The organism is Sphingomonas sp. SP3 (assembly GCF_058514305.1).
In genome coordinates this window covers 70,718-92,974 of record NZ_JBZSOE010000001.1, presented here as the reverse complement: position 1 = coordinate 92,974, position 22,257 = coordinate 70,718, and the positions used below count along the sequence as shown (strand labels likewise).

Annotated in this window: 26 protein-coding genes; 16 read left to right on the top strand and 10 right to left on the bottom strand. The window is 63.7% G+C overall.

Annotated elements, in window-relative coordinates; translation table 11 throughout:
• The first annotated feature begins 8 nt into the window (after window positions 1-8).
• Entirely contained in the window at window positions 9-653 is a 645-nt protein-coding gene (locus AC4K8G_RS00520; RefSeq protein ID WP_491732237.1) for a GcrA family cell cycle regulator, read from the top strand.
• On the opposite strand, the gene AC4K8G_RS00515 is transcribed toward AC4K8G_RS00520, so the two are convergent.
• The gene (locus AC4K8G_RS00515) at window positions 650-3,325 is read right to left on the bottom strand and encodes an alpha/beta fold hydrolase (protein ID WP_491732236.1); all 2,676 of its coding nucleotides are present in this window, start codon (window positions 3,323-3,325) and stop codon (window positions 650-652) included. The genes AC4K8G_RS00520 and AC4K8G_RS00515 overlap by 4 nt on opposite strands.
• A 317-nt stretch (window positions 3,326-3,642) precedes the next feature.
• On the opposite strand from AC4K8G_RS00515, the gene AC4K8G_RS00510 reads away from it, so the two are divergent.
• From AC4K8G_RS00510 to AC4K8G_RS00495, 4 genes are all read left to right on the top strand, one after another.
• Window positions 3,643-4,548 carry a diiron oxygenase gene (locus AC4K8G_RS00510; RefSeq protein WP_491732235.1) on the top strand — a complete coding sequence of 302 codons (906 nt, stop codon included), beginning with the start codon at window positions 3,643-3,645 and terminating at the stop codon, window positions 4,546-4,548.
• A gap of 24 nt (window positions 4,549-4,572) precedes the next feature.
• A complete protein-coding gene (locus AC4K8G_RS00505) occupies window positions 4,573-5,133 on the top strand; it encodes an OsmC family protein (protein ID WP_491732234.1) in 561 nt (186 codons plus the stop codon).
• Window positions 5,134-5,207: 74 nt separating this feature from the next.
• Complete coding sequence (locus AC4K8G_RS00500) at window positions 5,208-5,399, top strand: hypothetical protein (RefSeq protein WP_491732233.1); 192 nt, start codon at window positions 5,208-5,210, stop codon at window positions 5,397-5,399.
• An 8-nt stretch (window positions 5,400-5,407) separates the two neighbouring features.
• Complete coding sequence (locus tag AC4K8G_RS00495; RefSeq protein ID WP_491732232.1) at window positions 5,408-6,796, top strand: pyridoxal phosphate-dependent decarboxylase family protein; 1,389 nt, start codon at window positions 5,408-5,410, stop codon at window positions 6,794-6,796.
• Between the two features lie 169 nt (window positions 6,797-6,965).
• On the opposite strand, the gene AC4K8G_RS00490 is transcribed toward AC4K8G_RS00495, so the two are convergent.
• Entirely contained in the window at window positions 6,966-7,460 is a 495-nt protein-coding gene (locus AC4K8G_RS00490) for an Hsp20 family protein (RefSeq protein ID WP_491732231.1), read from the bottom strand.
• A gap of 125 nt (window positions 7,461-7,585) precedes the next feature.
• The gene (locus AC4K8G_RS00485; protein WP_491732230.1) at window positions 7,586-8,053 is read right to left on the bottom strand and encodes a hypothetical protein; all 468 of its coding nucleotides are present in this window, start codon (window positions 8,051-8,053) and stop codon (window positions 7,586-7,588) included.
• A 110-nt stretch (window positions 8,054-8,163) separates the two neighbouring features.
• Here AC4K8G_RS00485 and parE point away from each other — a divergent pair, with 110 nt between their 5' ends.
• From parE to AC4K8G_RS00470, 3 genes are read left to right on the top strand one after another with little or no spacing between them, the layout of a single operon-like run.
• Entirely contained in the window at window positions 8,164-10,158 is a 1,995-nt protein-coding gene (parE, locus tag AC4K8G_RS00480; protein ID WP_491732229.1) for a DNA topoisomerase IV subunit B, read from the top strand.
• Window positions 10,136-11,485 (top strand): SLC13 family permease, encoded by a 1,350-nt coding sequence (locus AC4K8G_RS00475; protein ID WP_491732228.1) that lies wholly within the window; start codon window positions 10,136-10,138, stop codon window positions 11,483-11,485. Before parE ends, AC4K8G_RS00475 begins: the two co-directional genes overlap by 23 nt.
• A gap of 45 nt (window positions 11,486-11,530) precedes the next feature.
• Window positions 11,531-12,787 (top strand): cation:proton antiporter, encoded by a 1,257-nt coding sequence (locus tag AC4K8G_RS00470; RefSeq protein ID WP_491732227.1) that lies wholly within the window; start codon window positions 11,531-11,533, stop codon window positions 12,785-12,787.
• A 16-nt stretch (window positions 12,788-12,803) separates the two neighbouring features.
• On the opposite strand, the gene AC4K8G_RS00465 is transcribed toward AC4K8G_RS00470, so the two are convergent.
• Genes AC4K8G_RS00465 through AC4K8G_RS00455 form a run of 3 tightly spaced genes read right to left on the bottom strand, consistent with a single transcriptional unit; the run spans window position 12,804 to window position 13,663 of the window.
• Complete coding sequence (locus tag AC4K8G_RS00465) at window positions 12,804-13,067, bottom strand: DUF5985 family protein (RefSeq protein ID WP_491732226.1); 264 nt, start codon at window positions 13,065-13,067, stop codon at window positions 12,804-12,806.
• A 4-nt stretch (window positions 13,068-13,071) separates the two neighbouring features.
• Window positions 13,072-13,347 carry a DUF5985 family protein gene (locus AC4K8G_RS00460; RefSeq protein WP_491732225.1) on the bottom strand — a complete coding sequence of 92 codons (276 nt, stop codon included), beginning with the start codon at window positions 13,345-13,347 and terminating at the stop codon, window positions 13,072-13,074.
• A complete protein-coding gene (locus AC4K8G_RS00455; protein ID WP_491732224.1) occupies window positions 13,340-13,663 on the bottom strand; it encodes a hypothetical protein in 324 nt (107 codons plus the stop codon). Before AC4K8G_RS00455 ends, AC4K8G_RS00460 begins: the two co-directional genes overlap by 8 nt.
• Window positions 13,664-13,850: 187 nt before the next feature.
• On the opposite strand from AC4K8G_RS00455, the gene AC4K8G_RS00450 reads away from it, so the two are divergent.
• Complete coding sequence (locus AC4K8G_RS00450; protein ID WP_491732223.1) at window positions 13,851-14,411, top strand: hypothetical protein; 561 nt, start codon at window positions 13,851-13,853, stop codon at window positions 14,409-14,411.
• A 69-nt stretch (window positions 14,412-14,480) separates the two neighbouring features.
• On the opposite strand, the gene AC4K8G_RS00445 is transcribed toward AC4K8G_RS00450, so the two are convergent.
• Both AC4K8G_RS00445 and AC4K8G_RS00440 read right to left on the bottom strand, forming a co-directional pair.
• Complete coding sequence (locus AC4K8G_RS00445) at window positions 14,481-14,657, bottom strand: hypothetical protein (protein ID WP_491732222.1); 177 nt, start codon at window positions 14,655-14,657, stop codon at window positions 14,481-14,483.
• Between the two features lie 108 nt (window positions 14,658-14,765).
• Window positions 14,766-15,269: a hypothetical protein gene (locus AC4K8G_RS00440; RefSeq protein ID WP_491732221.1), complete on the bottom strand. Its 504-nt coding sequence runs from the start codon at window positions 15,267-15,269 to the stop codon at window positions 14,766-14,768.
• Between the two features lie 147 nt (window positions 15,270-15,416).
• Between AC4K8G_RS00440 and AC4K8G_RS00435 the strand changes: the two genes are divergently transcribed.
• The 5 genes from AC4K8G_RS00435 to AC4K8G_RS00415 all read left to right on the top strand — a co-directional run bounded on the left by AC4K8G_RS00435 (window position 15,417) and on the right by AC4K8G_RS00415 (window position 18,304).
• On the top strand, window positions 15,417-15,602 hold the full coding sequence (locus AC4K8G_RS00435) for a hypothetical protein (RefSeq protein WP_491732220.1): 186 nt from the start codon (window positions 15,417-15,419) through the stop codon (window positions 15,600-15,602).
• 3 nt (window positions 15,603-15,605) lie between these two features.
• Window positions 15,606-15,743 (top strand): hypothetical protein, encoded by a 138-nt coding sequence (locus tag AC4K8G_RS00430; protein ID WP_491732219.1) that lies wholly within the window; start codon window positions 15,606-15,608, stop codon window positions 15,741-15,743.
• Between the two features lie 111 nt (window positions 15,744-15,854).
• Window positions 15,855-16,325: a MarR family winged helix-turn-helix transcriptional regulator gene (locus AC4K8G_RS00425; protein ID WP_491732218.1), complete on the top strand. Its 471-nt coding sequence runs from the start codon at window positions 15,855-15,857 to the stop codon at window positions 16,323-16,325.
• Window positions 16,326-16,411: 86 nt separating this feature from the next.
• Window positions 16,412-17,647 carry a glutamate carboxypeptidase gene (locus tag AC4K8G_RS00420; RefSeq protein WP_491732217.1) on the top strand — a complete coding sequence of 412 codons (1,236 nt, stop codon included), beginning with the start codon at window positions 16,412-16,414 and terminating at the stop codon, window positions 17,645-17,647.
• Window positions 17,648-17,656: 9 nt separating this feature from the next.
• Window positions 17,657-18,304 carry a hypothetical protein gene (locus AC4K8G_RS00415; RefSeq protein ID WP_491732216.1) on the top strand — a complete coding sequence of 216 codons (648 nt, stop codon included), beginning with the start codon at window positions 17,657-17,659 and terminating at the stop codon, window positions 18,302-18,304.
• A 1-nt stretch (window position 18,305) separates the two neighbouring features.
• On the opposite strand, the gene AC4K8G_RS00410 is transcribed toward AC4K8G_RS00415, so the two are convergent.
• On the bottom strand, window positions 18,306-18,644 hold the full coding sequence (locus tag AC4K8G_RS00410) for a hypothetical protein (RefSeq protein ID WP_491732215.1): 339 nt from the start codon (window positions 18,642-18,644) through the stop codon (window positions 18,306-18,308).
• A gap of 112 nt (window positions 18,645-18,756) precedes the next feature.
• On the opposite strand from AC4K8G_RS00410, the gene AC4K8G_RS00405 reads away from it, so the two are divergent.
• Both AC4K8G_RS00405 and AC4K8G_RS00400 read left to right on the top strand, forming a co-directional pair.
• On the top strand, window positions 18,757-19,638 hold the full coding sequence (locus AC4K8G_RS00405; protein ID WP_491732214.1) for a hypothetical protein: 882 nt from the start codon (window positions 18,757-18,759) through the stop codon (window positions 19,636-19,638).
• Between the two features lie 85 nt (window positions 19,639-19,723).
• Window positions 19,724-20,980 (top strand): MFS transporter, encoded by a 1,257-nt coding sequence (locus tag AC4K8G_RS00400; RefSeq protein ID WP_491732213.1) that lies wholly within the window; start codon window positions 19,724-19,726, stop codon window positions 20,978-20,980.
• On the opposite strand, the gene AC4K8G_RS00395 is transcribed toward AC4K8G_RS00400, so the two are convergent.
• Window positions 20,946-22,205 (bottom strand): sugar transferase, encoded by a 1,260-nt coding sequence (locus AC4K8G_RS00395; RefSeq protein WP_491732212.1) that lies wholly within the window; start codon window positions 22,203-22,205, stop codon window positions 20,946-20,948. The genes AC4K8G_RS00400 and AC4K8G_RS00395 overlap by 35 nt on opposite strands.
• Between the last annotated feature and the right edge of the window lie 52 nt (window positions 22,206-22,257).

Genomic DNA, 22,257 nt, shown 5'->3' with positions numbered 1-22,257 from the left:
GATTAAATATGTCGTGGACCGAAGAGCGCATCGAGCGCCTGAAGAAGATGTGGCACGATGGCGCGACCGCGAGCCAGATCGCCGATGAGCTCGGCGGGGTCAGCCGCAATGCGGTGATTGGCAAGGCGCACCGCCTCGGCCTCGAGCAGCGTCCCTCCCCGGTGAAGGCCGGCGAGGAAAAGGAAAAGAAGCCCGCTGCCGCGCCCAAGGCCGCCGCGAAGGCAGAAGCCCCGAGGCCGGCTCCCCCCGCAGCTGCCACTCCCGAGCCCAGTGCCGCCGCCGCGGCGCAGCCCGCCGTGCCGCAGCGCGGACCTGAAATGCAGTATCGTTCGATCGGACCCGGTGGCTTCGTCCGTCAGGGTCCAGGCGATCAGCAGGCCCCGATTCCGCCCGCGCCGCCGCGCCGCCTGGTGCCGGCCAAGCCCAGCCCGGAAGTGGCGGACAAAACCTCGCTGCTCGATCTCAATGATCGCATCTGCAAGTGGCCGATGGGCCACCCCGGTGAGCCCGACTTCCATTTCTGCGGCGAGCCTTCGAACCCGGGCTTCCCTTATTGCGTCCAGCATTGCGGCGTTGCCTATCAGGCGCAGCTTCCGCGCCGCGATCGCCGCCCGCCGCCGCCGCTCCCGTTTGGCGGCCCTCGGGTCCGCTAGGCGAGGAATTCCCTCACTTCGCCCATGAAGTCGTCCCACGCCCGTTCGGTGGGGACGTAGATATGGTTGTCGCTGTCGAGCGGCTTGAAGCGAACGTCGGTCAATAGCTCGGCGAGCTGCTCGCCAAGCTCGAACGGCACTGCCTGGTCGCCGCGGGAGTGGAATTGAAGGCACGGCGCTTCGAGCTTCCCGACCACCGCCGAAATGTCGATCTCGCCCATCGCTTCCTGGATCGCGACTGCATTTTCGGGGGTCGTGCACAGGCGCTGCGCCTCGTTCAGCCAATCCTTTTGGGCCGTTGTCCCGCCCGGCATGTAAATCTTGGTGTAAATCTCGCGGTACAGCGGGCTCTGCTGGTCCCACCCGATCCCGCTCAGCTTGATGATCGCCCTGCGCCGTTCAAGGTCCTCGGCGTCGCCGCGCCGGGCCCAGCCGACCGCCCAGCCATTGCACAGGACAATCCGCCGTACCCGTTCGGGGTGATGCAGCGCGTAGCTGAGCGACACCGCGGCGCCATGGCCGATGCCCATAAGGTCGAACTGCTCCAGCCCGGCCGCATCCACCACATCGGCGAGGTCGGCCTCGAAGCTGTCGGGTGCAATCCTTGCGTCCCATTCCGAGGCGCCGTGCCCGCGCCCGTCGAACCACAGCAATTGCCGCCCTTGGACGAGCTGCTCGAACCAGCCTCTCCAGATAGGGCTGTCGCAGTCGTGCTCGAGATGGTTGAACCAGTTGGGCACCTTGACCAGCGGGAAGCCCTCGCCCGCCAGCGAATAAGCGAGCTTGGTTCCATCCTTGGCGAGGCAATGTTGCGTATTCGGCTCGACCTTCTTGGGGCAAGCCGGCGCCCGCCATTCGTCATTTTCCAGGAAGTCGCGGGCGGCATTTGAGAACACGCTCCACGCGGGCTCGCTTTCCAGCAGGATATGGTTCTTGCTCTCGAGCGGGATGAATTGCGCGGCGGGAATGCCGGCGGCGAGCTCCTCCCCTTGCGCGAACGGCACGGCCTGGTCGTTCCGGCAATGGAAGACCAGCGTCGGCACGGTCACTTGTGACAGCAGCGGCCGAACGTCGATCGCGGACAAGGTACGTTGCAGGCGAGCCGCATTCTCCGGCGATGCCGACAGGCGCTGCATCTCGTTGAACCAGCCCATCTGCTTAGGCGTCGCTTCTGGAATGTAGATGTTGGTGAACAGCTGCCGGTATGCCGGATTGTCCGCGCCCCATCCGGTTTCCGTCAGCGTGAGCATCGCCTGTCGCCGGGCGAGCTCCGCGCCATGGTTGCGATGCGCCCAGCCAGCAGCATAGCCGTTGAGGATCACCAGTCGCCGCACCCGCTCGGGGTGCCGGACGGCATAAGCCACCGAGACCGCCGCGCCTTGGCTGATTGACAGCAGGTCGAACTGCTCCAGCTCGAGCCGGTCGGCGATGCATTCGAGGTCGTCGACGAAGGCCTCGAACGACAGCTCTGGCGTGTCCCAATCGCTGAGGCCGTTGCCCCGCTCGTCGTAGCGGATCAACGAGCGCCCGAGCGTGAATTCCTCGATCCAGTGCCGCCACAGCGGGCTGTCCCAGTCATGCTCGATATGGTTGAGCCAATTGGCCGTCTTGATCAGCGGAGGCCCCTTGCCCGTCACCGAATAAGCGAGCCGCGTACCGTCCGCCGCGCGCGTAAATTCGACTTTCTGGGGCGGCAGCTCGCGCCGCTGAAGGTTTTTCGCTTCGGCCAGTTCGCGCGCTTCGACCTGGCGCCGCCAGGTCGCCGGCGGCACGCCATATTCGCGCTTGAAGGCGCGGTTGAACGCGGCCTCGCTGTTAAACCCGACCGAATACGCGACGTTGGCCGTGTTCTGCTTGCCGTCGCGCAGCATGTTCGCGGCCATGCGCATTCGCCAACGCGCACAATAACGCATCGGCGGCTCGCCCAGCAGCTCGCCGAACCGCTCGCCGAGCACGGTGCGGGACACCCCGACCTCACGCGCCAGCCCCTCGACGTCGAGCTCCTCGGCATAGCGCCTGTGGATAATCGACAGCGCCTTCGAAACGGCAGGGTCCGTCAGTCCCCGAAGCCACCCCTTCGAACCGGCGGGAAGGCCGTCGACATAGTCGCGGATGGCCTGGCTCAGGAAGAGCTCGGCCAGCCGCGCGACGATCTCCGGCGATGGATTCTCCTCGGCGAGGAAGCGCATTGAGCTATCGAGCCAGGTCGCTTCGCCGCCCGACACGTCCAATGTCAGCATCGACGGAAGCGCATCGAGAAGCGGATGCTCGCTGCTCCCATCCGTGCCCAGGAATCCGCACCAGATTTCGGTCTTCGGCCCGTCGGTACCGGTTGACACGCGATGGACGCCCGCCGCCGTAATCCAGCCGACCTCGCTGACGTCGGCCGGCTTCAGCCCAAGCTGGCTCGACAGCATGTGCGGGTCGTTGCGCGGCAAGATCGCGATGCTGCCCGGGCCAAGCGTCACCGGCGGTTGCCCTTCGACTTCCACGATCACCCGTCCCGAGCGGATGTAATGGTAGCTGATCAGCTTGTCCGGGGTCGGGAAGAACGGGGTGCAGTGGTCCGGCGTGAACTGCGCCCGGACGCAATAGTCGCCACTGAATTCGCCATCGATGACGACGCCGCCGGTCAGGCGGAGCGAGCCCAGGATATCGTCGAGAACGTCCATGCTTTTCCTGCGTCGGGGTGCGCATCCGGCGTTTCGATCAATTTATCCGGCACCGCAATCATTTTGGCAAACCGGCCCCTCACCTAAATGACAATCATCAAGTTCGGCGCACATTTCCGGCCCGGAGCAAGCACTGCTTCCGGGAACGAGAGAACTCATGCCGATTGGTGAAAGGGCAACAAAGATGTTCGATACTGATGACTCGCTGCGTTCACGTAGAATTGTGACGCTTTTCTTCGCACTTCTGTCTGGAATTTCCGCTGTTTCTACTGCGGTTGTGCCGGCGATCCTTCATATCTGATCAAGGGGGTTTTCAAATGTATCATGACTTCAATTATGAAGCGACGCTCGCTTCGTCGCTCCGCGCCCAGTGGCAGCTGGACGACGTGCTTGGCGCCGATCAGGAGCTGGATTTCTCGCGCAATTTCATGCCCGAGAGCCTGGCCCGGACGGCGGTGCTCGACACGCTCAACCCGTTCGAGCAGCGCATCCTCAACCAGATCAGCGCGCACCAGTATCTGACCATCTTCGCCGTGGTTGAAGAATTCATCCTGCCGTTCCTGGTCGACCATGCCCGTCCGCACCTCTTGGGCGATGACTGGCGGGTTCGCGCAATCCTCAACTTCGCGACCGAGGAAGCGAAGCACATCCACCTGTTCAAGCGCTTCCACGACGCGTTCGTTCGCGGCTTCCCGGTGGAATGCCAGATGATCGGCCCGTCGGAAGCGATCGGAGCGGAAGTGCTTCGCCACGATCCGCTCGCGGTCGGCCTCGTCATCCTGATGATCGAGTGGATGACGCAGCAGCATTATCTCGGCTCGATCCGCGACGATGGCGACATCGACCCGCTGTTCAAGAGCCTGATGAAGCATCACTGGATGGAAGAAGCGCAGCACGCCAAGCTCGATACGTTGATCGTCGACGCGCTGGCCGAAGGGCGCAGCGAAGCCGAGCTCGACAGGGCGATCGACGAGTTCCTCGAGATCGGCGGCTTCCTCGACAACGGGCTCAAGACCCAGGCCGAGTTCAACCTCGACGCGCTTGAGAAGGCGATCGGCCGCAAGGTCGAGAACCGCGATGAGATCATCGCCCAGCAGCACCAGGCCGCGCGCTGGACCTACATCGGCTCGGGCATGGTCCACGAACGCTTCAAGGCGACCCTCGAAGCCATTTCGCCGAACGCTGCGAAGCGTCTCGCGGAAGTCGCTCCGGTCTTCGCCTGATCCTCGATTTCTAAGGAAAATATCATGCTTGATACCGTGAAGAGCCGGGTCAACGGCCTTGATCTCGCCGCGCTCGGCGAGACCGTCGAAGCGATCAAAGAGGACGCGAAGAAGGCGATCGTCGGCTTCGACGTCACCACTCGCTGGACGGGCCAGACCCGCAGCGAAACCACCGTCGAGGGTTACACCCTCGGCGGCGAGCGGATCGCACGCAACCACAAGATCGTCGCCGATGAGCCGTGCGAGCTGCTCGGGGCAGACGGCGCGCCCAATCCGCAAGAGCTGCTGATGGCCGCCTTCAATGCCTGCATCACCGTCGGCTACGTCGCCGGCGCCTCGGTGCACGGCATCACGCTCGAAAGCCTCGAGATCAAAACTCGCGGCGAGCTCGACCTGCGTGGCTTCCTCGGCCTCAGCGACGCCGTCGCGCCGGGCTACGAGAACGTCGAATATGAGGTTCGCATCAAGGGCAGCGGCACTCCCGAACAGTTCGAGGAGATCCACCAGACCGTGATGAAGACCTCACCCAACTACTTCAACATCAGCCGCCCGATCCGCCTCAAGGGCACGATCAAGGTCGGCTGACCCATCTTCCCGGGCGCGCCGCCGAATATTCCCCTCCCCTCGAGGCGCGCCCGGGAAAACCAAAGGAACAAGTGATGAAACATCTCCTGATGGATCCCCGCTTTCCCGACATCGTCGGCCAGCATTCGTTTGCCGAAACGCCCGTTGGCGCGGGCGATTCTGTTCTTTGCGCCAACGACAATGGCGACGATCTCGCCAGCGACCTCGCCGATCCGCTGTTCCTGATGATGGCCCGGCGGGAAATTGCCGCTACGCGTCTCTGGTGAACGACCCCATGAGACAGTCAGCCATCAACGGCGGTGACAATTCGCTGCTGCTCGACCTCGCGGCTTATGCCGAGCGCTATCGCGACAGCGAAACGCCGCTCGATCTTGCGACCGATCCCGCAGCGCTCAAGCGCGGCTTTGACATCGGGCTTCCCGACAAGGGTCGACCGGCGCGTGATGTGCTCGCCGACCTCGTCGAAGCCGCCGAGCCCGGCATCGTCGGCTCGACCAAGCCAGGCTTTTTGTCCTGGGTGATTGGCGCGTCGCACGAAGCCGGTGTCGCCGCAGACTGGCTAACGTCGCTGTGGGGCCAGAATGCGGGACTGTACCAGACGTCGCCCTCTGCCGCCGCCTGCGAGGATGTCGTTTCGACCTGGCTGCTCGACCTCCTCGATCTCCCGCGCGAAAGCTCCGTGGGCTTCGCGACCGGCGCGACGATGGCGACCTTCACCTGCCTCGCGGTCGCGCGCTCGGAAGTGCTCCGCCGCATCGGCTATGATGTCGACAAGCGCGGCCTCCAATGCGCGCCCCGCGTGACGGTGCTGATCGGCGCCGACGCGCATGTCTCCAACAAGGTTGCGCTTCGTTACCTCGGGTTCGGCAGCGACAATATCGTCGAGGTCGAGGCCGGCCCCGACGGAGTGATGTTAGCCGACGCGCTTCGCGCGACCGCCGCCAAGGTCAGCGGCCCGACGATTATCATTTCGCAGGCTGGCCACATCCATACCGGCGCCTTCGACGATTTCGCCGCTGCGGCCGAGGTCGCGCGCCGGCTCGACGCCTGGCATCATGTCGACGGCGCGTTTGGCTTGTGGGCCCGCGCCGCCCCGGCCCGCCGCCATCTCGCACAGGATGTGGAACTAGCCGACAGCTGGGCGACCGATGGCCACAAATGGCTGCAGACGCCCTACGACAGCGGCTTTGCGATCGTCCGCGATCCCGCCGCTCATCGCCGTGCCATGACCAAGGCGGCAGGCTATCTCAACGGGACGGACGAGGAAGGCCGCAACCCGGCCAATTACGTTCCCGAACTATCGCGCCGCGCGCGCGGCTTTTCGGCCTGGGCCATGCTCCAGACCCTTGGGCGCGACGGCATTGCGATGATGGTCGAACGCCATTGCGCCGCAGCTGCTCGCCTCGCCGAGCGATGCGCTGCGATCCCAGGCGTCGGCATTCTCGGTCCCGTCGTCCTCAACCAGGTCGCGATCACGGTCGACGGCCGCGAGGAGGAAGTCTGCGACCGGCTGAATGCGACTGGCGACTTCTTCCTCCGCACCGCGGAATGGCGCGGGCAGACCATCATCCGCGCCTCGTTCTGCGGCCAGCCGTCGGGCCCCGATACGGCCGACGCTCTGGCCGACGCGCTTCAGCACATCATGAAGGATCAACAACCGTGACGGCCACCATCGACCCCAAGGCCCGCGTCTGGACCATCACGCTCGGCAAGGACGGCAAGCTCGTCGCCGAGCTCGATACCAAGCGCGTGGCTGAGCTGAAAAAGGCCGCATGAAAAAGGGCCCCGGAAAGTTCCGGGGCCCTCGCAAACATTAGGCTTAGTCAGCGCGCTTAAGCGTGCTCGGCCTCGGCATCGACGGTCTGCTTCGAAGCGGGCTTTTCCACCTGCCTGCGCTGTGATCCGCCGATATCGATCTTCCGCGGCTTCATCGCCTCGGGGATTTCGCGGACCAGCTCGATCGCAAGCAGCCCGTCCTTCAGATCCGCGCCCTTGACCTGGATATGGTCTGCGAGCGCGAAGCGCCGCTCGAACGAGCGGTTGGCGATACCGCGATAGATGTAGTCCTGGCCCTTCTGCTCATTCTCCTCGCTCTTGCGGCCGGAGACGATCAGCACGTTTTGCTGGGCGGTGATGTCGATCTCGTCGGGCTTGAACCCGGCCACCGCCAGCTCGATGCGATAGTCGTTGTCGCCCAGCTTGATGAGGTCGAAGGGTGGATAATTTTCCTGGGTCTGCCCGGCGCTGCTGTTCTCCAGCATGTCGAACAGGCGGTCGAAACCGACCGTGGAGCGCCGGAACGGCGCAAAGTCGAAAGCACTACGCATATTTTGTCCTCCTCTTGATGAGCAAGGCGAGGATGGCCCCAGCGGGGCCGAACCCCGTCACCGAGCCCTAAAGAGGCGCCCGGCAGGACCAAATTTTGGAACGCGATTTTAGCTTTTCAAGACCCTCAGCCGCGGTGCTGCGCGAGGATCCATTCCTGCTGCGCGCGGAGCCAGTCGACCCGCTGCTTCGCCCAGCCCTCGGGTGAGAGCTTATCCTCGTCGACCAGCCATTTCGCGCGCATCGCGCTATAGTCCTTGCGGCGCGGGTCATATTGCTTGCGCCAGGCGATCAGGTCCTTGCTGACCGCACTCCGGATGCGGCCGCGGTCCTTCTCCGTCAGCGGCGCACCGACGAGCCTTTGCGCGCTGGCCAGTTGCCGCGAGAGCTCGTCGATATAGTCCTGCTCGGGCATCTGCCCTTGCGCATTCAATCTCTTCGCCCAGGCCGCCGCTCCAGGTCCGATTGATTCGCTGGCGCCGCCTTTGGCAGGAGCGGTCATGCCGGCCTGAGGTTCGGAACTGACTGGTCCGAGCTGGGCGGCCGCGCTTGCCGACAGACCCAAAGCTCCCAATGCAACCCACGCTTTCATCATGTCCGGCTCCCCAAGCTGGCTGACGCACTCGCTTATCATGCCCTCAACTGTGGATAAACCTTGGCCGTTCCTTGGCAGGGCCGGAATCGGGGGCATATAGCAAACCGCAAATGTCCGATCTTTTCTCGTCTTCCGCCCAAACCACCGCCGACGCCTACGACGCCAGCGCCATCGAGGTGCTGGAGGGGCTCGAGCCCGTCCGCCGCCGCCCCGGCATGTATATCGGCGGCACCGATGAGCGCGCGCTCCACCATCTCGCCGCGGAAGTCATCGACAATGCGATGGACGAGGCGGTTGCCGGCCACGCCAGCCGCATCGAGGTGACGCTCGGCACCGGCAACACGCTCTCGGTGTTCGATAACGGGCGCGGCATCCCGGTCGATCCGCACCCCAAGTTCCCGGGCAAGTCGGCGCTCGAGGTCATCATGACCACCCTGCACTCGGGCGGTAAGTTCGAGGGCAAGGCCTATTCGACCTCCGGTGGCCTCCACGGCGTCGGCGTCAGCGTCGTCAACGCGCTCTCGACCGAGACCGTCGTCGAGGTTGCGCGCGACAAGACGCTGTACCGCCAGCGCTTCGCTCGCGGCGCCGCCGTCTCCCCGCTGGAGACCGTCGGCCCGACGCCCAACAAGCGCGGTACAACCGTCACCTTCACCCCCGACCCGGAGATTTTCGGGGCCGACGCCGCTTTCTCGGCGGAACGGCTGTACAAGCTCGCCCGCTCCAAGGCCTATCTCTTCGCCGGGGTCGAGATCCGCTGGCGCTGCGATCCGTCGCTTGCGTCGGAATCCGTGCCGGAGACCGCGACCTTCCAGTTCGCGAACGGACTCGCCGACCATCTCGCCGAGCAGCTTGGCGATCGCCCCGCCGTCACCAACCAGCCTTTCACCGGCCGCCAGGATTTCCCCGCCGACGCCAGCGGCACGCCGCAGGGCTCCGCCGAATGGGCCGTCGCCTGGCCGCTCTATTCGGACGGCTCGGAAAGCTATTATTGCAACACCATCCCGACGCCCGACGGCGGCACGCATGAGGCGGGGCTTCGCGCCGCTTTGACCAAGGGCATTCGCGGCTTCGGCGATCTCGTCGGCAACAAGAAGGCCAAGGACATCACCGCCGACGACGTGTTCAACGGCGTCGAGCTGATGCTCAGCGTGTTCATCCGCAACCCGCACTTCCAGAGCCAGACCAAGGACCGCCTGACCAGCCTCGAGGCCGCGCGCTTCGTCGAGGCCGCCGTCCGCGACCATTTCGACCATTATCTCGCCGACAATATGGACCGCGGTCGCGCCCTCCTCGGATCGATCGTCGAGCGCGCGGAAGAACGATTGCGCCGCCGCGCTGAGCGGGAAGTTCAACGGAAAACGGCGACCAGCGCGCGCAAGCTCCGCCTCCCCGGCAAGCTCACCGACTGCTCATCCGACGACCCCGAAGGCACCGAATTGTTCATCGTTGAGGGTGACAGCGCGGGCGGCTCGGCCAAGCAGGCGCGCAACCGCAAGACGCAGGCGATCCTCCCCATCCGCGGCAAGATCCTCAACGTCGCATCCGCCACCGCCGACAAGATCCGCGCCAACGCCGAGATCGCCGACCTCAACCTCGCGCTCGGCTGCGGCACGCGCGACAAGTTCAACGAGGACGCGCTGCGCTACGAAAAGATCATCATCATGACCGACGCCGACGTCGACGGCGCGCACATCGCGACCTTGCTGATGACCTTCTTCTTCCAGGAAATGCCGGAGATGGTGCGGCGCGGCCACCTGTTCCTCGCCCAGCCGCCGCTCTACCGCCTGACCGCCGGCGCCAAGACCTTATACGCGCGCGACGACGCGCACCGCGCCGAGCTCGAAGCGACCGAGTTCAAGGGCAAGAAGGTCGAGGTGTCGCGCTTCAAGGGCCTCGGCGAGATGAACCCGAACCAGCTCAAGGAAACCACCATGAGCCCGGACAGTCGCTCGCTCATCAAGATCACGCTGCCGGGGCCGTACGAGGAGCGCCAGGCGGCGCGAGACATCGTCGAGCGGCTGATGGGCCGCGACCCGGCGCTGAGGTTCGAATTCATCCAGAACGGCGCCGCGGCGGTGGATGAAGAGGCGATCGACGCCTGAGCATGAGATGACGTTCATCCTGTCGCCCCAGGCGATCACGATGCTGGTGCTGGTCGCGGTTGTTGCGGCGATGATCTGGGACAAGGTCAGGTCCGACGTTGTGGCACTTGCCGGTGCGGCCGCCCTGCTGTTGACCGGGGTAGTTCGCCCCATCCAAGTCCAGAGCGCATTTGCCAGCCCCGCGATCGTGGCCTTGGCGTCGATGTTCGTGATTGCTTATGCAATGGAGTTATCGGGCCTGCTCGACGCAACGATCAAGGGTCTGGTCGCGCTTTGTCGAAGAATCGGCCGCGCGGGCTTGTGGATTGTGATTGGCCTCGCGGGGGTCGCCTCAGCCTTCCTTAACAATACACCTATCGTAGTTCTTACCGCGCCTGTCGTGCGTGATGCCGCGAAGTCGCTCCAGCAATCGCCCAAACCCTATCTCATACCCCTGTCCTATGCTGCCGTTCTGGGCGGTGGCTGTACGTTGATCGGGACGTCGACCAACCTCCTGGTCAACGACATGGCGGCGGTGGCGGGACAGCCCAGATTCGGCTTGTTCGAGATCACTCCGGTTGGGTTGGCAATTGCCCTCGCTGGCGGGGTCTATTTGTTGCTTTTCAGCAATCGCCTGATCGCGAGCGAAGATCATTCTAGGGCTGAGCCTGACCGGCTCTCCGACTCACGCAAGGCCGGTCTAGCGGGCGGGCAGGTCGGATCGACGGAGGCGTTTGCGGCGGTCCGCACGTTTCAACCGCTCAAGGCATTCGCCTCACTTGTCGTCTTCGTGGGAGTAATCGCTCTGGCGGCGGCGGACGTCGCTCCGATCGCCGCCTGCGCATTCGCTGGCGCGGTCCTCCTTATCCTCTTGCGGGTGATCTCGGCGGACGAGGCCTACAGGGGACTGCGCCCCGACGTGTTGATGCTGATCGCGGGAATGCTGGTCCTCGGAATCGCACTTCGGGTCTCGGGCCTGGCGGAATCGGCGACGCATTCTTTGATTGCCATGCTCGAGGGATTGAGCCCGCTCGTCGCGTTGATCATTGTTTACGGCGCGACTTTGTTCTCAACGGAGTTGTTGTCCAATGCGACCGTCGCCGTACTATTCACGCCGGTTGCCGTGTCGCTCGCCGAAGCCGTGCACGCCAGTCCACGACCGTTCCTGGTAGCGGTCATGGCCGGCGGAAGCGCCGCGTTCGCGACGCCGTTCGGTTATCAGACGAATACGCTCGTCTATCAAATGGGCCGGTACAATTATCTCGACTTCGTGAAGGTGGGCCTGCCGCTCAACCTCATCACCTGGATCGTCGGGGTGCTCGCTATCCGCATTTATTTTCCCTTCTGACACCCGCCGAGCGTTAATTGGCATTTCTGCAAGTGGGGGCCGCCAATGAGTCTCAGTCCGTTTGACGCCGCGGCCATTCTGGTGGTGCTGGTCGCCACCTTCGGCTTTTTCAATCAGCGTTATCTCGGTCTTCCGGCATCGGTGGCGATGACCGGCATGGGCGCAATCGCTTCGCTGATCGTCATTGGCATCGATTTCATCATTCCCGCTGCCGGCCTTTCGGAGACCGCGGCTGCGTTCCTGACCGGGATCAATTTTCACACGACGTTGCTCGATGGAATGTTGTCCTTCCTGCTCTTCGCCGGAGCACTTCATGTCGACTGGGTTGAGATGCGGCGCGGACGGTGGCCGATCCTCGTCCTGAGCACCATCGGCGTGCTGGTTTCGACGGCGCTCATTGGCGGCGCCGTTTATTACGCGAGCAACTGGCTCGGGACTCGCATTCCGTTCGCCTGGTGCCTCGTGTTCGGGGCGCTAATCAGTCCTACCGACCCCGTCGCCGTGATGGGCGTCCTCAAGCGCACGAACTGCCCGCCTTCCCTGCAGGCGACAGTGGCCGGTGAGAGCCTCTTCAACGATGGCGTTGGCGTCGTCGTCTTTTCCATCATCCTCGCCGCTGCCTTGGGAGGCGGGGCCGTGGATGCTCCGGCGGCAGTGCTGGAATTTCTCAAACAAGCGGGCGGCGGCGTGCTGCTGGGACTTGCGATTGGATGGGTCGGCCTCGCCGCCATGAAAGCGATCGACGAATATAATGTGGAGCTGATGATCAGCCTTGCAATTGTCATGGGAGGTTATGCGTTTGGGCATGCGCTGGGCGTGAGCGGGCCGGTGGCGATGGCCGTCGCAGGCTTGTTGATTGGTAACGCTGGCGTTGCTCAAGCGATGAGCGAAATCACCCGCGATCATGTCCTCAAATTCTGGGCGTTGATCGACGAATTGCTAAATGCCGTTTTGTTCCTGCTGATCGGCCTCGAGATCATCGCGATTTCGCCAAGCCCAATCCTGCTGCTTCTTGGCGCGTTGACCATCCCGCTCCTGCTTCTCATCAGGATGATATCGGTCGCGGTCCCACTGACGGCGATGCGCACCCTGACCGGCCGCCCAGCGTTGGTGACGTTGGTTTGGGGCGGGCTGCGCGGCGGAATCTCGGTGGCCCTTGCCCTGTCCTTGCCGGTCAGCGAGCCAAGGACGGCGGTCCTGACCGTGACCTATGTCGTGGTGCTGTTTTCGGTGCTGGTCCAGGGCGGCAGTATCGCACGGGTCCTTCAGAAAGTGGGCCAACCATGTCAGACCGCCTCTTGAACCTGCGGGACGGGGGCTAGGCGCTCGCCTTGTTCTTTCGCGCGATCGCGATGAGGATTAGCGCGAAGGCCGCGAGGCGAAACAGGTAGATTGAGCCGCGCTCTTCATTCGACAGATTCGCCAGCGTTTGCGCTGCTTGGCCAAGGCCGAGCAATGCGAAAGCCAGCGCGAACGCAACAAAAAAGCCGTCCTGGGTTCGCTTCCAGAATTGGAAGAAGAACAGACCGGAGATGAGGAAGCCGAACGCGACGGCACCGGACAGGAAATCGTACATGGGCATGTCCTCAATCCTTTTCCGATTCCCCGACAAAGCCCCAGATCAACGACGCGATCGCGGCTAGAGACAACAACAGCCTCGGTAGCTGCAAGTCTACGTTCGGCCAGACCAGGAGGTCGACGACCAGGACGAGATTGTTTGCCGCAAGCAGCGAGAAGCAAAGGCTGCTCCAAAACAGCAACTTCATCCGGGATCGTTTGTAGCTCCGACCCAACAGTGCCGCGCACGCGGCGCTAGTGACCAAGCAGAGGAGGTATACGGCGCCCGCGAAGAATTCAGTCATCCCCGTTCTTCCGTATCTTGAACGCATTAGCGAATGCCACTGCGCTGCCCGCACTTGCCGTGACGATGGTGCGCCTGACCAAGTTTGGCCGGGTCCGGTAGAGTTCCTCGACCCGCTCCATGCATCGTTGCACATCTAGATTGGCCGGGGCGTAGCGCGCACCGGCCTCGTCGATCGACGCCAAGCCGGCAGCCAATAGGGCGTCCAGGGTCTTCGCCACAACCACTTCGCTGGCACGCAGGCCCGATACCAGATCCTGCTGGCACCACACGCGACCGTCGCGTCTCAACAGCAGCGCCAGCTCAATCGCCCACACTGACGGAAAGCTTCCTTGGATGAAGGCCAGGATCTCTTCTTCGGCTATGTCCGCGAAACCTAATGGTGGGCTAACGAAAGATAAGGGTAGCGCCGTCTCGCCTGATCGCAAGGGAGTAAGCAACTGTTTCCGGGGCGATTCAAAACATCCTTTCCTACAGCCCCTCTTCTATGTTCCAATTTGGTTGATGTACGGCGATACAAACGAACCACCCGCTAACCTCCCCTCCTCCGCCACCACCACCACCACCACCATCCGTCACGACGGCTGGACGGTCGAGCGGCAGACCCGCTTCCTGACCGCGCTCGCTGCGTGCGGCTGCGTGCGCGAGTCGTGCGCCGTGGTCGGCATGACCTATGGCTCCGCCTACAAGTTGCGCTCACGCGCTTCCGCGAAATCCTTCCGCCTGGCGTGGGACGCGGCGCTCGATTGTGCGATGAGCAGGCTCGAGACGGCAATGCTGTCGCGCGCGATCCACGGCGTTAGGCGCCCGGTCTTCTACAAGGGCGAACAGGTCGGCGAGTGGCGCTACCATGACGAGCGGCTCGGCATGTTCCTGCTGCGCTATCGCCGCCCGCTGCGCTTCGGGTCGCACCTCGACCGCTTGCCGCCGCCGGTCGAGCTCATCCCGCCGCCAGGCCTCGATGGGCCGCAGCCACCCGACCGCGACGAAGCCATGGAGGAGCTCGACTGGCAGCTCGGCGACCTGGAGGATGACGGCGACGACGCATCCTCGCGCGCGCGTTAGGGCGTGTACTTCGTGTACTTCGCGCCCGATCGCGGCACGCCGGGAACGGTATGAAAAGCCGATCGACGCCTAGTCGGGCCCGGATGCGAGCCCGTCGTTCATCGCCTCAATTACCTCTTGCAAGCGCGCGCCAATCTCTGGCCGATCGAGCTTGTCGATCAGCTCCTGCGCCGTCCGCAAATGATCCAATGCAAGTCTGGCGTCCCCATGGGCAGCCGAATCCAACTCGATGTCATTACTAGACATCTTACGCCTCCCGAGCCTGAGCCCGCCCCCACTTGGGCTCGTTACCTTTGTATCACCAGCGGGTGCCGGGATACATGGCCTGCTGTGCTGGGATATACGGCCTTAGGTCTAGGGCCGATCCTGGAGTGTCTCGGAAAGGTATTGTTCCAAAGCGGATCGAGCGCGGTCTGTGAGCTCGATGATTTCGGAGCGCCGGTCCGTGGGATGCGCGTGACGGCAGATCAGCCGCTCCTTCGCCAGATAGTCGATCCAGCGGAGCGCGGTCGTCATCGGCGCGCCGGACAATGTCGCCAACCGGCCGACGCTCAGCCGTGGCCCATCGCGGTCGTTGACGTAAAGCGCCAGCAGCATATCCCACGCCGGCTCGCCCAGCATTGCCTTGCTGACATAGTTCGTGCGGCGCAGCCGGGCCCGGCGAATCGCCTTGGCCAGCGCGATCCGCTGCGAATCAGTGTCGGTTGTTTGCTGGGGTCCGGCCGCGGCGGCTTCGCCAACCTGTGGTTGCGACCGGTTGACCAGCTGCCCGAGCAATTCAGATACTGCCAGGATATCGGAGTCATTGAGGCTTACCGTGCGCACCAGGCGCTTCTCGTTGTCGCCGCTCCCGTCCATGCTCAACCTACGTTAATGCCCAACGTTCGTTCCGCAACGCGGAAGGTTCACCCAACGTGGCACGAGTTCGGTCCGTGTTGGTGCTACATGCGTCCCTAACCAAGGTTAGGGTGTTGCTCTCGGTCGAAGACGAGAGGGAGACACGTTTTGACCCGACATAGCCGCATCGAACCGGCCAAGCAGCTGAAGCGCGCCTGGACCAAGCCAGTGGTCGAGGAGCTTTCGATGACTGACGCACTACTCAAGCTCATGAGGGCGGAGCGTGTACCCGCCCCGATGCTTGATCAAATCGCCCGGCTTGCTCGCGCGGCGCCCAATGCGGATCGGGACTAACCGATGCACGATCTGGTAACGAGTGAGCAGGCGCTTTTCGGGATTGATATCGCTGCTTTGTCTACCCGCGGCCTGCTTGCGATCGCGTTGGTCACCCTGGTTGCCCTGGGTTGCTGGTGCATCAGGGCACAGCTTCGCTAACGCCTGTTAACGATCTCTGCTAGTTAGGCGCTAAATAACTGGAATTTAAGTCTTTTGGCCGGCGCGTGCTGCTGATAGGCAGCGCCCTCTCCTCACTCGCGAGCCACCACATTGCTGATCAAAACCGTTAAGCTTCTTCCCGGAGATCTTGAATCCGTAGAGCGCGTCCTCTCGTCACTGGTTGAAGCGTCTGCGCGTGCTCCGGAAGCAGGCCCCGAACATTCGGCACCGGACCTGTTGCAGTTTGGCCGGCTGGTTTTTGCGCTTCGCCGTGACCGCTGCGAATTCCTGCATCCGGCGATGTTGGGCGAGCCAGCCTTCGACATGCTGCTTGCGCTGTATATCGCGGACGAATCCGCCGAAGTGACTCTCGCTAAGCTGGCTGACCTGTCGGGCGTGCCGCAATCGAGCGGGCTGCGCTGGATCGACTATTTGTGCTCGAAAAAACTGATCTTACGCACGCGGCACCCCAGCGATGGCCGGGCGTGGCTTCTTCGCCTAACGGAGACAGGCAGGGCCGCGCTCGACGGTCTGCTGGGCTCAATGCTCGGCCGGCTCACTGCATTCACCCAACGCAGTTGATTTCGTTGCCTATCGCCACCCGCACCTAGCAATTAGAACCAAGTCAAACGCGCAGCTCGGACGCGCGACACGCTGGGGAGGGAACGATGCGGACAGTTATGTTGATGGCGGGCCTGCTGGCGGCGGTCGCGACGCCGGCAATCGCCAAGGGCAAGGACGCGAAGGTCTGGGCCGCGGCGGAGCGGCTTCGCCCGGCGCAGCTCGAAATGCTTGAGCAGGTGGTCAATGTCGATTCCGGGACCGGCGACGTCGAGGGCGGGCGCAAGGTCGCAAGCGTGCTCGTCCCGCGCCTCAAGGCGCTCGGCATGGAGGTCGAGACCGTCGCCGCCGAAGCGCCGGATCTACCCGAGAACACTGTCGCTACCCTCAAGGGAACAGGCCGCGGCCGCATCCTGATGATCGGCCACATCGACACCGTCTTCGGCCGGGGCACGGTCGCCAAGTGGCCGTTCCGGACCGACGGCGACCGCGCCACCGGGCCCGGCGTCTCCGACGAAAAGGGCGGCGTGATCGAAGGGCTCTACGCGCTCCAGATCCTCCACGACCTCGGCTTCAGGGACTTCGGCCAGATCACCTTCCTCATCGAAACATCGGAGGAGCGCGGCTCGCCGGGGACGCAGGCGCTGATCAAGCGGTTGGTCGCCGACGCCGATGTCGAGCTGAACCTCGAGCCCGGCGACCCACCCGACGTGCTGACCGTCTGGCGCAAGGGCAGCACCACCTTCCATATCGACGTGAAGGGCCGCGCGGCCCATGCCGGCGTCGCGCCGCAGGACGGGCGCAATGCCGCGGTCGAGCTCATCCACCAGGTGCAGGCCGACGATGTGTTCCCCAAGTCGGGCGACGGCATCACCGCCAACCTGACCTTGATGAGCGCCGGCAGCCGGGAGAATATCATTCCGGAAAATGCCTCTGCCGCGATCAACGTTCGCGTCCGGGACAAGGCGGACTTCGATAAGGTCGATCAGGCGTTCCGGGCCAATGCGGCGAAGCCTGCCGTGTCCGACACGGCGGTCACCGTCTCCCGCACGCCCGCCTTCCCGCCTCTCGCGAGCAACCCGGCGACGGACGCGCTCGCGGCGCGGGCTGAAGCCATTTACGCCGGCATCGGCCGCAAGATCGGCCGCGGTGGTAATGGCGGCGCCTCGGAATCGGCGCTTGCTTATGAAGCGGGCGTGCCCGCGCTCGACGGGCTGGGCCCGGTCGGCGGCGGCTTCCATTCCGACAAGGAATATCTCGACCTGACGACCCTGACGCCGCGCCTGTACCTGCTCACAAAGCTGCTGATGGACCTCGGCCGCGACCCGCCAAAGCGCCGCTGACGGGGTTTGATGATCCCTTCGGTCAAAGGTCTGCGCCAATTCCTCGACGATGAGCAACAGGCGGCCTGGCTAGACGGCGCGCCACTGCCGGACGGCGATCGCCCAGAATCCGACGACCTCGAACAGCGCTTCAAATATGCCGGCCGGCTGGAGAAACTGCTCAAACATCCGCAGGCCGAGGACGTGCTCGACATCCTCAAGGCCTACGCTGAGCGCTGCATCCCCCTCCCGCGCACGACCGAGCGCTTCTACTGGTCAGTGTCGTGCCTGCCGAGCACCGACAAGACCTTCGCCCGGGTCAACGCCAGCTGGATGGAATTATTCGCGCTGCAACCGGACGGGGACGCCCTGCGCGCCCGCTTCGTCCTCCATCTGTCCGACTTCACCCGCGACGGCTCAACTGAGATCGATCAGATCGACACGGACCTCCTCGAAAGCTGCGTCGAGCGAGCCGAGGACGTCAGCCATTTCCCGTGGAAGGCGGACATCTTCGGGGTCAAGGTGAAGGGCGCACCCTCGATCCGCGCCTTCATCGCCCATCCACACGGGTTGCGCGCGATCCGCCGCTTCAACCTCACCTACATGAACCGCGGTCGCAACGCTTACCAGGCGAGCCATTGCTACAGCCTGGCAGACCATATGTTGAGCAACGGGTGACTTACGCGCTGCGTCGCCAGTCGAACGCCGGACGGTCGGCGACGAATGCCATCTGCGGCTCGCTCGACGCTTCGACGGCCTTCAATCGCTGGAGGAAGGCGTCGGCCAAGATCAGCCGGCGCTCGCGCGCGGCCGGGGTGATTGCCCGACCGGCCGCCGCCAGCTCCTCATTCGCCCTGCGGCGGAAAAATCTAACGTCGGATTCCATTCGCTTCGGGCCCCCCTTGAAGCGTTGACCCGTCCCCGAGTCGCTGAACGGGAATTTAACGCGACTTATCCACAGGTCGAGCCTCCCGCGCTCGCCGGCGACCGGGCTCTGCTCGATGGACGTGTCGGTCACAGTGATGTGAGAAATGGATTAGTCGACGCCGCAAGATTGGGCCGCATTGCTGACCTATGTTAAATAGCGAGCGGACTCGCGCTGCGTCACTTTCCTTAAGGGGAGGAAAGCCATGCCTTGTAATCGCCTGTCTCGCATCTTCCTTTCTATTCTGTCTGTAGTCGCGTTGTGCCTGCCGGCGGCCGCGCTCGTCCAACCGCTCGATGACGGGCGCCTTCATCTCAAGCGCCCGCAATTCGTGGTCACGGCGGTGAAAATCCACGCCGTCCACGAAACTCATACCAACTGGCCGGGCAATGATGAGGTCGAGGTGCTGATGTCCGACTTCACGACCGCCGGCGTGATGAGCGCCTGGTTCTACAACGTCGACGCGGGTGAAACCTTCGCGTTCAAGCCGGCGCTCTCGTGCATCCAACCCCAGGCAACCTGTGACCATGGCGTAACCGACGTCCATTTCCGCGTTGCTTTGTGGGAGAATGATACAGCGCCGCCGCCGTTCGCCAACTTCTGTTACGGCGATTTCGCGCCGGGCGATTATTGGTTCTCGCATGGCCTGTGCTCGGGTGACGATCTGATCGGTCATGCCGAAATCACCATGCCTCAAGCCGATCTGGTTGCGGCACTACCCACCGTGGGCGCATCCACCGACTACACGATCAGGCCGACGGGCGGGGATGGGAATTACCAGTTCACCTACCGGATTACCCGACTTCCGGACGCGGGACGCGACATCGTCATCCACGAGCCTCCGGTGGTAGTTGTCTACCCGATCTCGCTGGCGGCAACAGCCGCAACCAATCCTTCCCGCGCGGTGCTGACATGGTCAGGCGCTACGACCGCCAACGTCGACATTTATCGTAATGGCGTGAAGTTCGTCAGTACCGCCAACGATGGCGCGTTCGAGGACACGAGGCCGCCGGGCACTTACCAGTATCGGGTATGCAACGCCGGGACGACGGCCTGCTCTGCGGATGTGAGCGTCGTGGTCACCTAAGCCTTCGCCCTCGGCACTGGTTAAGTCGCGAAGTCTGGCACACACTGCCCGGATGACTTCTGGGCACCGGATCTCGCGCGGCTCGATGGCGATCGCGGCCTTCTCGACGATCGTCGAATGGTACGATTTCACCTTGTACCTCTATTTCGCGACGGTCTTGAGCCGCGTGTTTTTTGGCGGCGGCGCGAATAGCCTGCTCATCACGCTCGGCGGTTTCGCCATTGCCTATCTGATGCGTCCTCTCGGCGCCCTCGTCTTCGGCCACATCGGCGATCGCAAGGGGCGGCGGCACATGCTGTTGATGTCGGTGGCGGTGATGACGACGGCAATGCTCGCGACCGCGCTGCTGCCGACCCGAGCCGCGATCGGCCCGCTGGCCGGCTGGCTGCTGCTAGGCTTGCGCTGCGTGATGGGATTCTCGGTCGGCGGAGAATATACCGGTGTCGTCGCCTACCTGCTCGAAGGCGCTGCTGAATCGAAGCGCGGGCTAATCGCCTCCTCGGCTTCGGCGGCGAGCGAGGTCGGCGGCCTGCTGGCGGTCGCGGTCTCGGCCCTGACCGTCGCGTCGCTCAGCGAAGCGCAGTTGCAGGACTGGGGCTGGCGGATCCCGTTTTTCGTTGGCGCGCTGCTCGCGGGCAGCGTCGGCATCGCCCGGGCATCGATGCACGAAAGCCCGGAGTTCGAGCGCCAGCGAAGCGAAGGCACCTTGCCCGAAGTCCCGCTCCGCCATGCCCTCACCCACCACAAGGCCGGCATTGCCCGGTCGTTCGCCATCTCGGCGCTGGGATCGATCACTTATTATGTCGGAATCACTTACGTTCCGTCGTTCCTGACATCGGCCGGCGCGCTTCCAGAGCGTGATGCATTGTGGCTTTCGACGATCGCAGCGGTGATCGTGATTGTCGTCACGCCCTTCGCCGGTGCCTGGTCTGACCGGGTCGGCCGGCGCCGCGTGCTCGTCGTGCTCGCATTGCTTAGCGCACTACTCCCGATCAGCATGTTTTCCCTGATGGCCAGTGGCGCTCGCTGGCTCGCCTTGCTCGGTGCGGTCGCGCTGGCTGCGATCGCCGGGGCCTATAGCGCGGTCGGTGCGGTGGCAACGGCCGAACAATTCCCCGGCGAGGGCCGGATCACCGGCCTTGCTTTGGGGGCAACCGCGGCAACCGCAGTCTTCGGCGGACTAACGCCCTACGTTGCCCAGCTTCTGGTCGAGCGGTCGGGCTGGACCACGGCGCCCGGCGTCATGATTGCAATCGTCGCGCTCGCCGTGCTGCCTGTCTTTTGGATGATGCGAGAAACCGCGCCGCTCAGCGCGAGCCGAAGCCCGTCAGCATCGTCTTGATCGTCTTGAACAGGATCAGGATGTCGAGCCAGGGCGAGAAATATTTGATGTAATAGAAGTCGTACTGCAGCTTGCGGTGCACCTCGTCGACTTCGGCGACATGGCCCTGGTTGACCTGCGCCCAGCCCGAAATGCCCGGCTTCACCACATGGCGATAGCGGTAAAAGGGGATTTCGCTCGTGTACCAGACCGACAGCACCTCTGCTTCCGGACGCGGTCCGATCCAGCTCATCTCCCACTTCAGGATGTTGAAGATCTGTGGAAGCTCGTCGACCCGCAACGTCCGCAGCACCTTGCCGACTTCGGTGATGCGGTCGTCTTCATCCTTGGTCATGGCCGCGCTGCGCGCGTCCTCGAGCTCCATCGGCCGCATGGTCCGAAACTTGTAGACGGTAATCCTGCGTCCGGCGTGTCCCACCCTCGTCTGTCTGAACAGCACCGGGCCCCGGCTTTCGATGCGGATGGCGAGCGCAATGACCGCCATGACAGGCAGGGCCACGGGCAGCATGATCACTGCAAAGAGGAAATCCGACAGGCCCTTGAGGTAAAAATAGCCGCGCGCCGGAAGCAGCGAGCCGAAGCTGTTCTCCGAGAGATGTTCGAGCTCGACCCGACCGGTCAAGGATTCTGCAAGTTGCTTGACCTGGTAAACGATGCGCCCGTCGAGCGCGGCATCGGCAAGAAATGCCTCCCACTCGTCGGGCAGGTCGGCACCGAAATCTGCAACGATGGCGTTACAGCCGCGCGCGTCGGACAGGCGCGCCCGCTTCAGCAGCACCCAGTCGATGCTGTCGATCTGGTCGATCCGCTCTGTGCCGCCAATCGGGACCACGGCGATCCGGCGGCGAATGCGCCGATCGGTGTAGATGTTCAGCGCGTAGAGGAATGTGACGTGCAACAGGAATCCGGCGGCAAGGCCGAGACGGTCGTAGGGAAAGCGCGTCAGCACGAACCAGGTCACCACCAGACCGTGGCCGGTCAGTGCAGCGGGGAGAATGACCGAGCTTCGCCGGATGCCCGGATAGGTTTCGATCGACAGCCGCATCCAAAAACCGATGATGATCGCGACCGCATTGCCGAACAGGTCGTTGAGCGTTGCCGCTTCCAACATCAGACCCGGAAGCGGAGCGCGCGCGAGCCAAGGCAGGAGCGCACCAATCGCCAACGCGCCGGCGAGCTGGAAACGCTTACGGGCGAGGATCGATACGCGCGCCGCGCCGGCCACGCGTTCAGGACGCCCCGCGCTACTCTTCAGCGTGGCCAAGCGTGAACCCGGA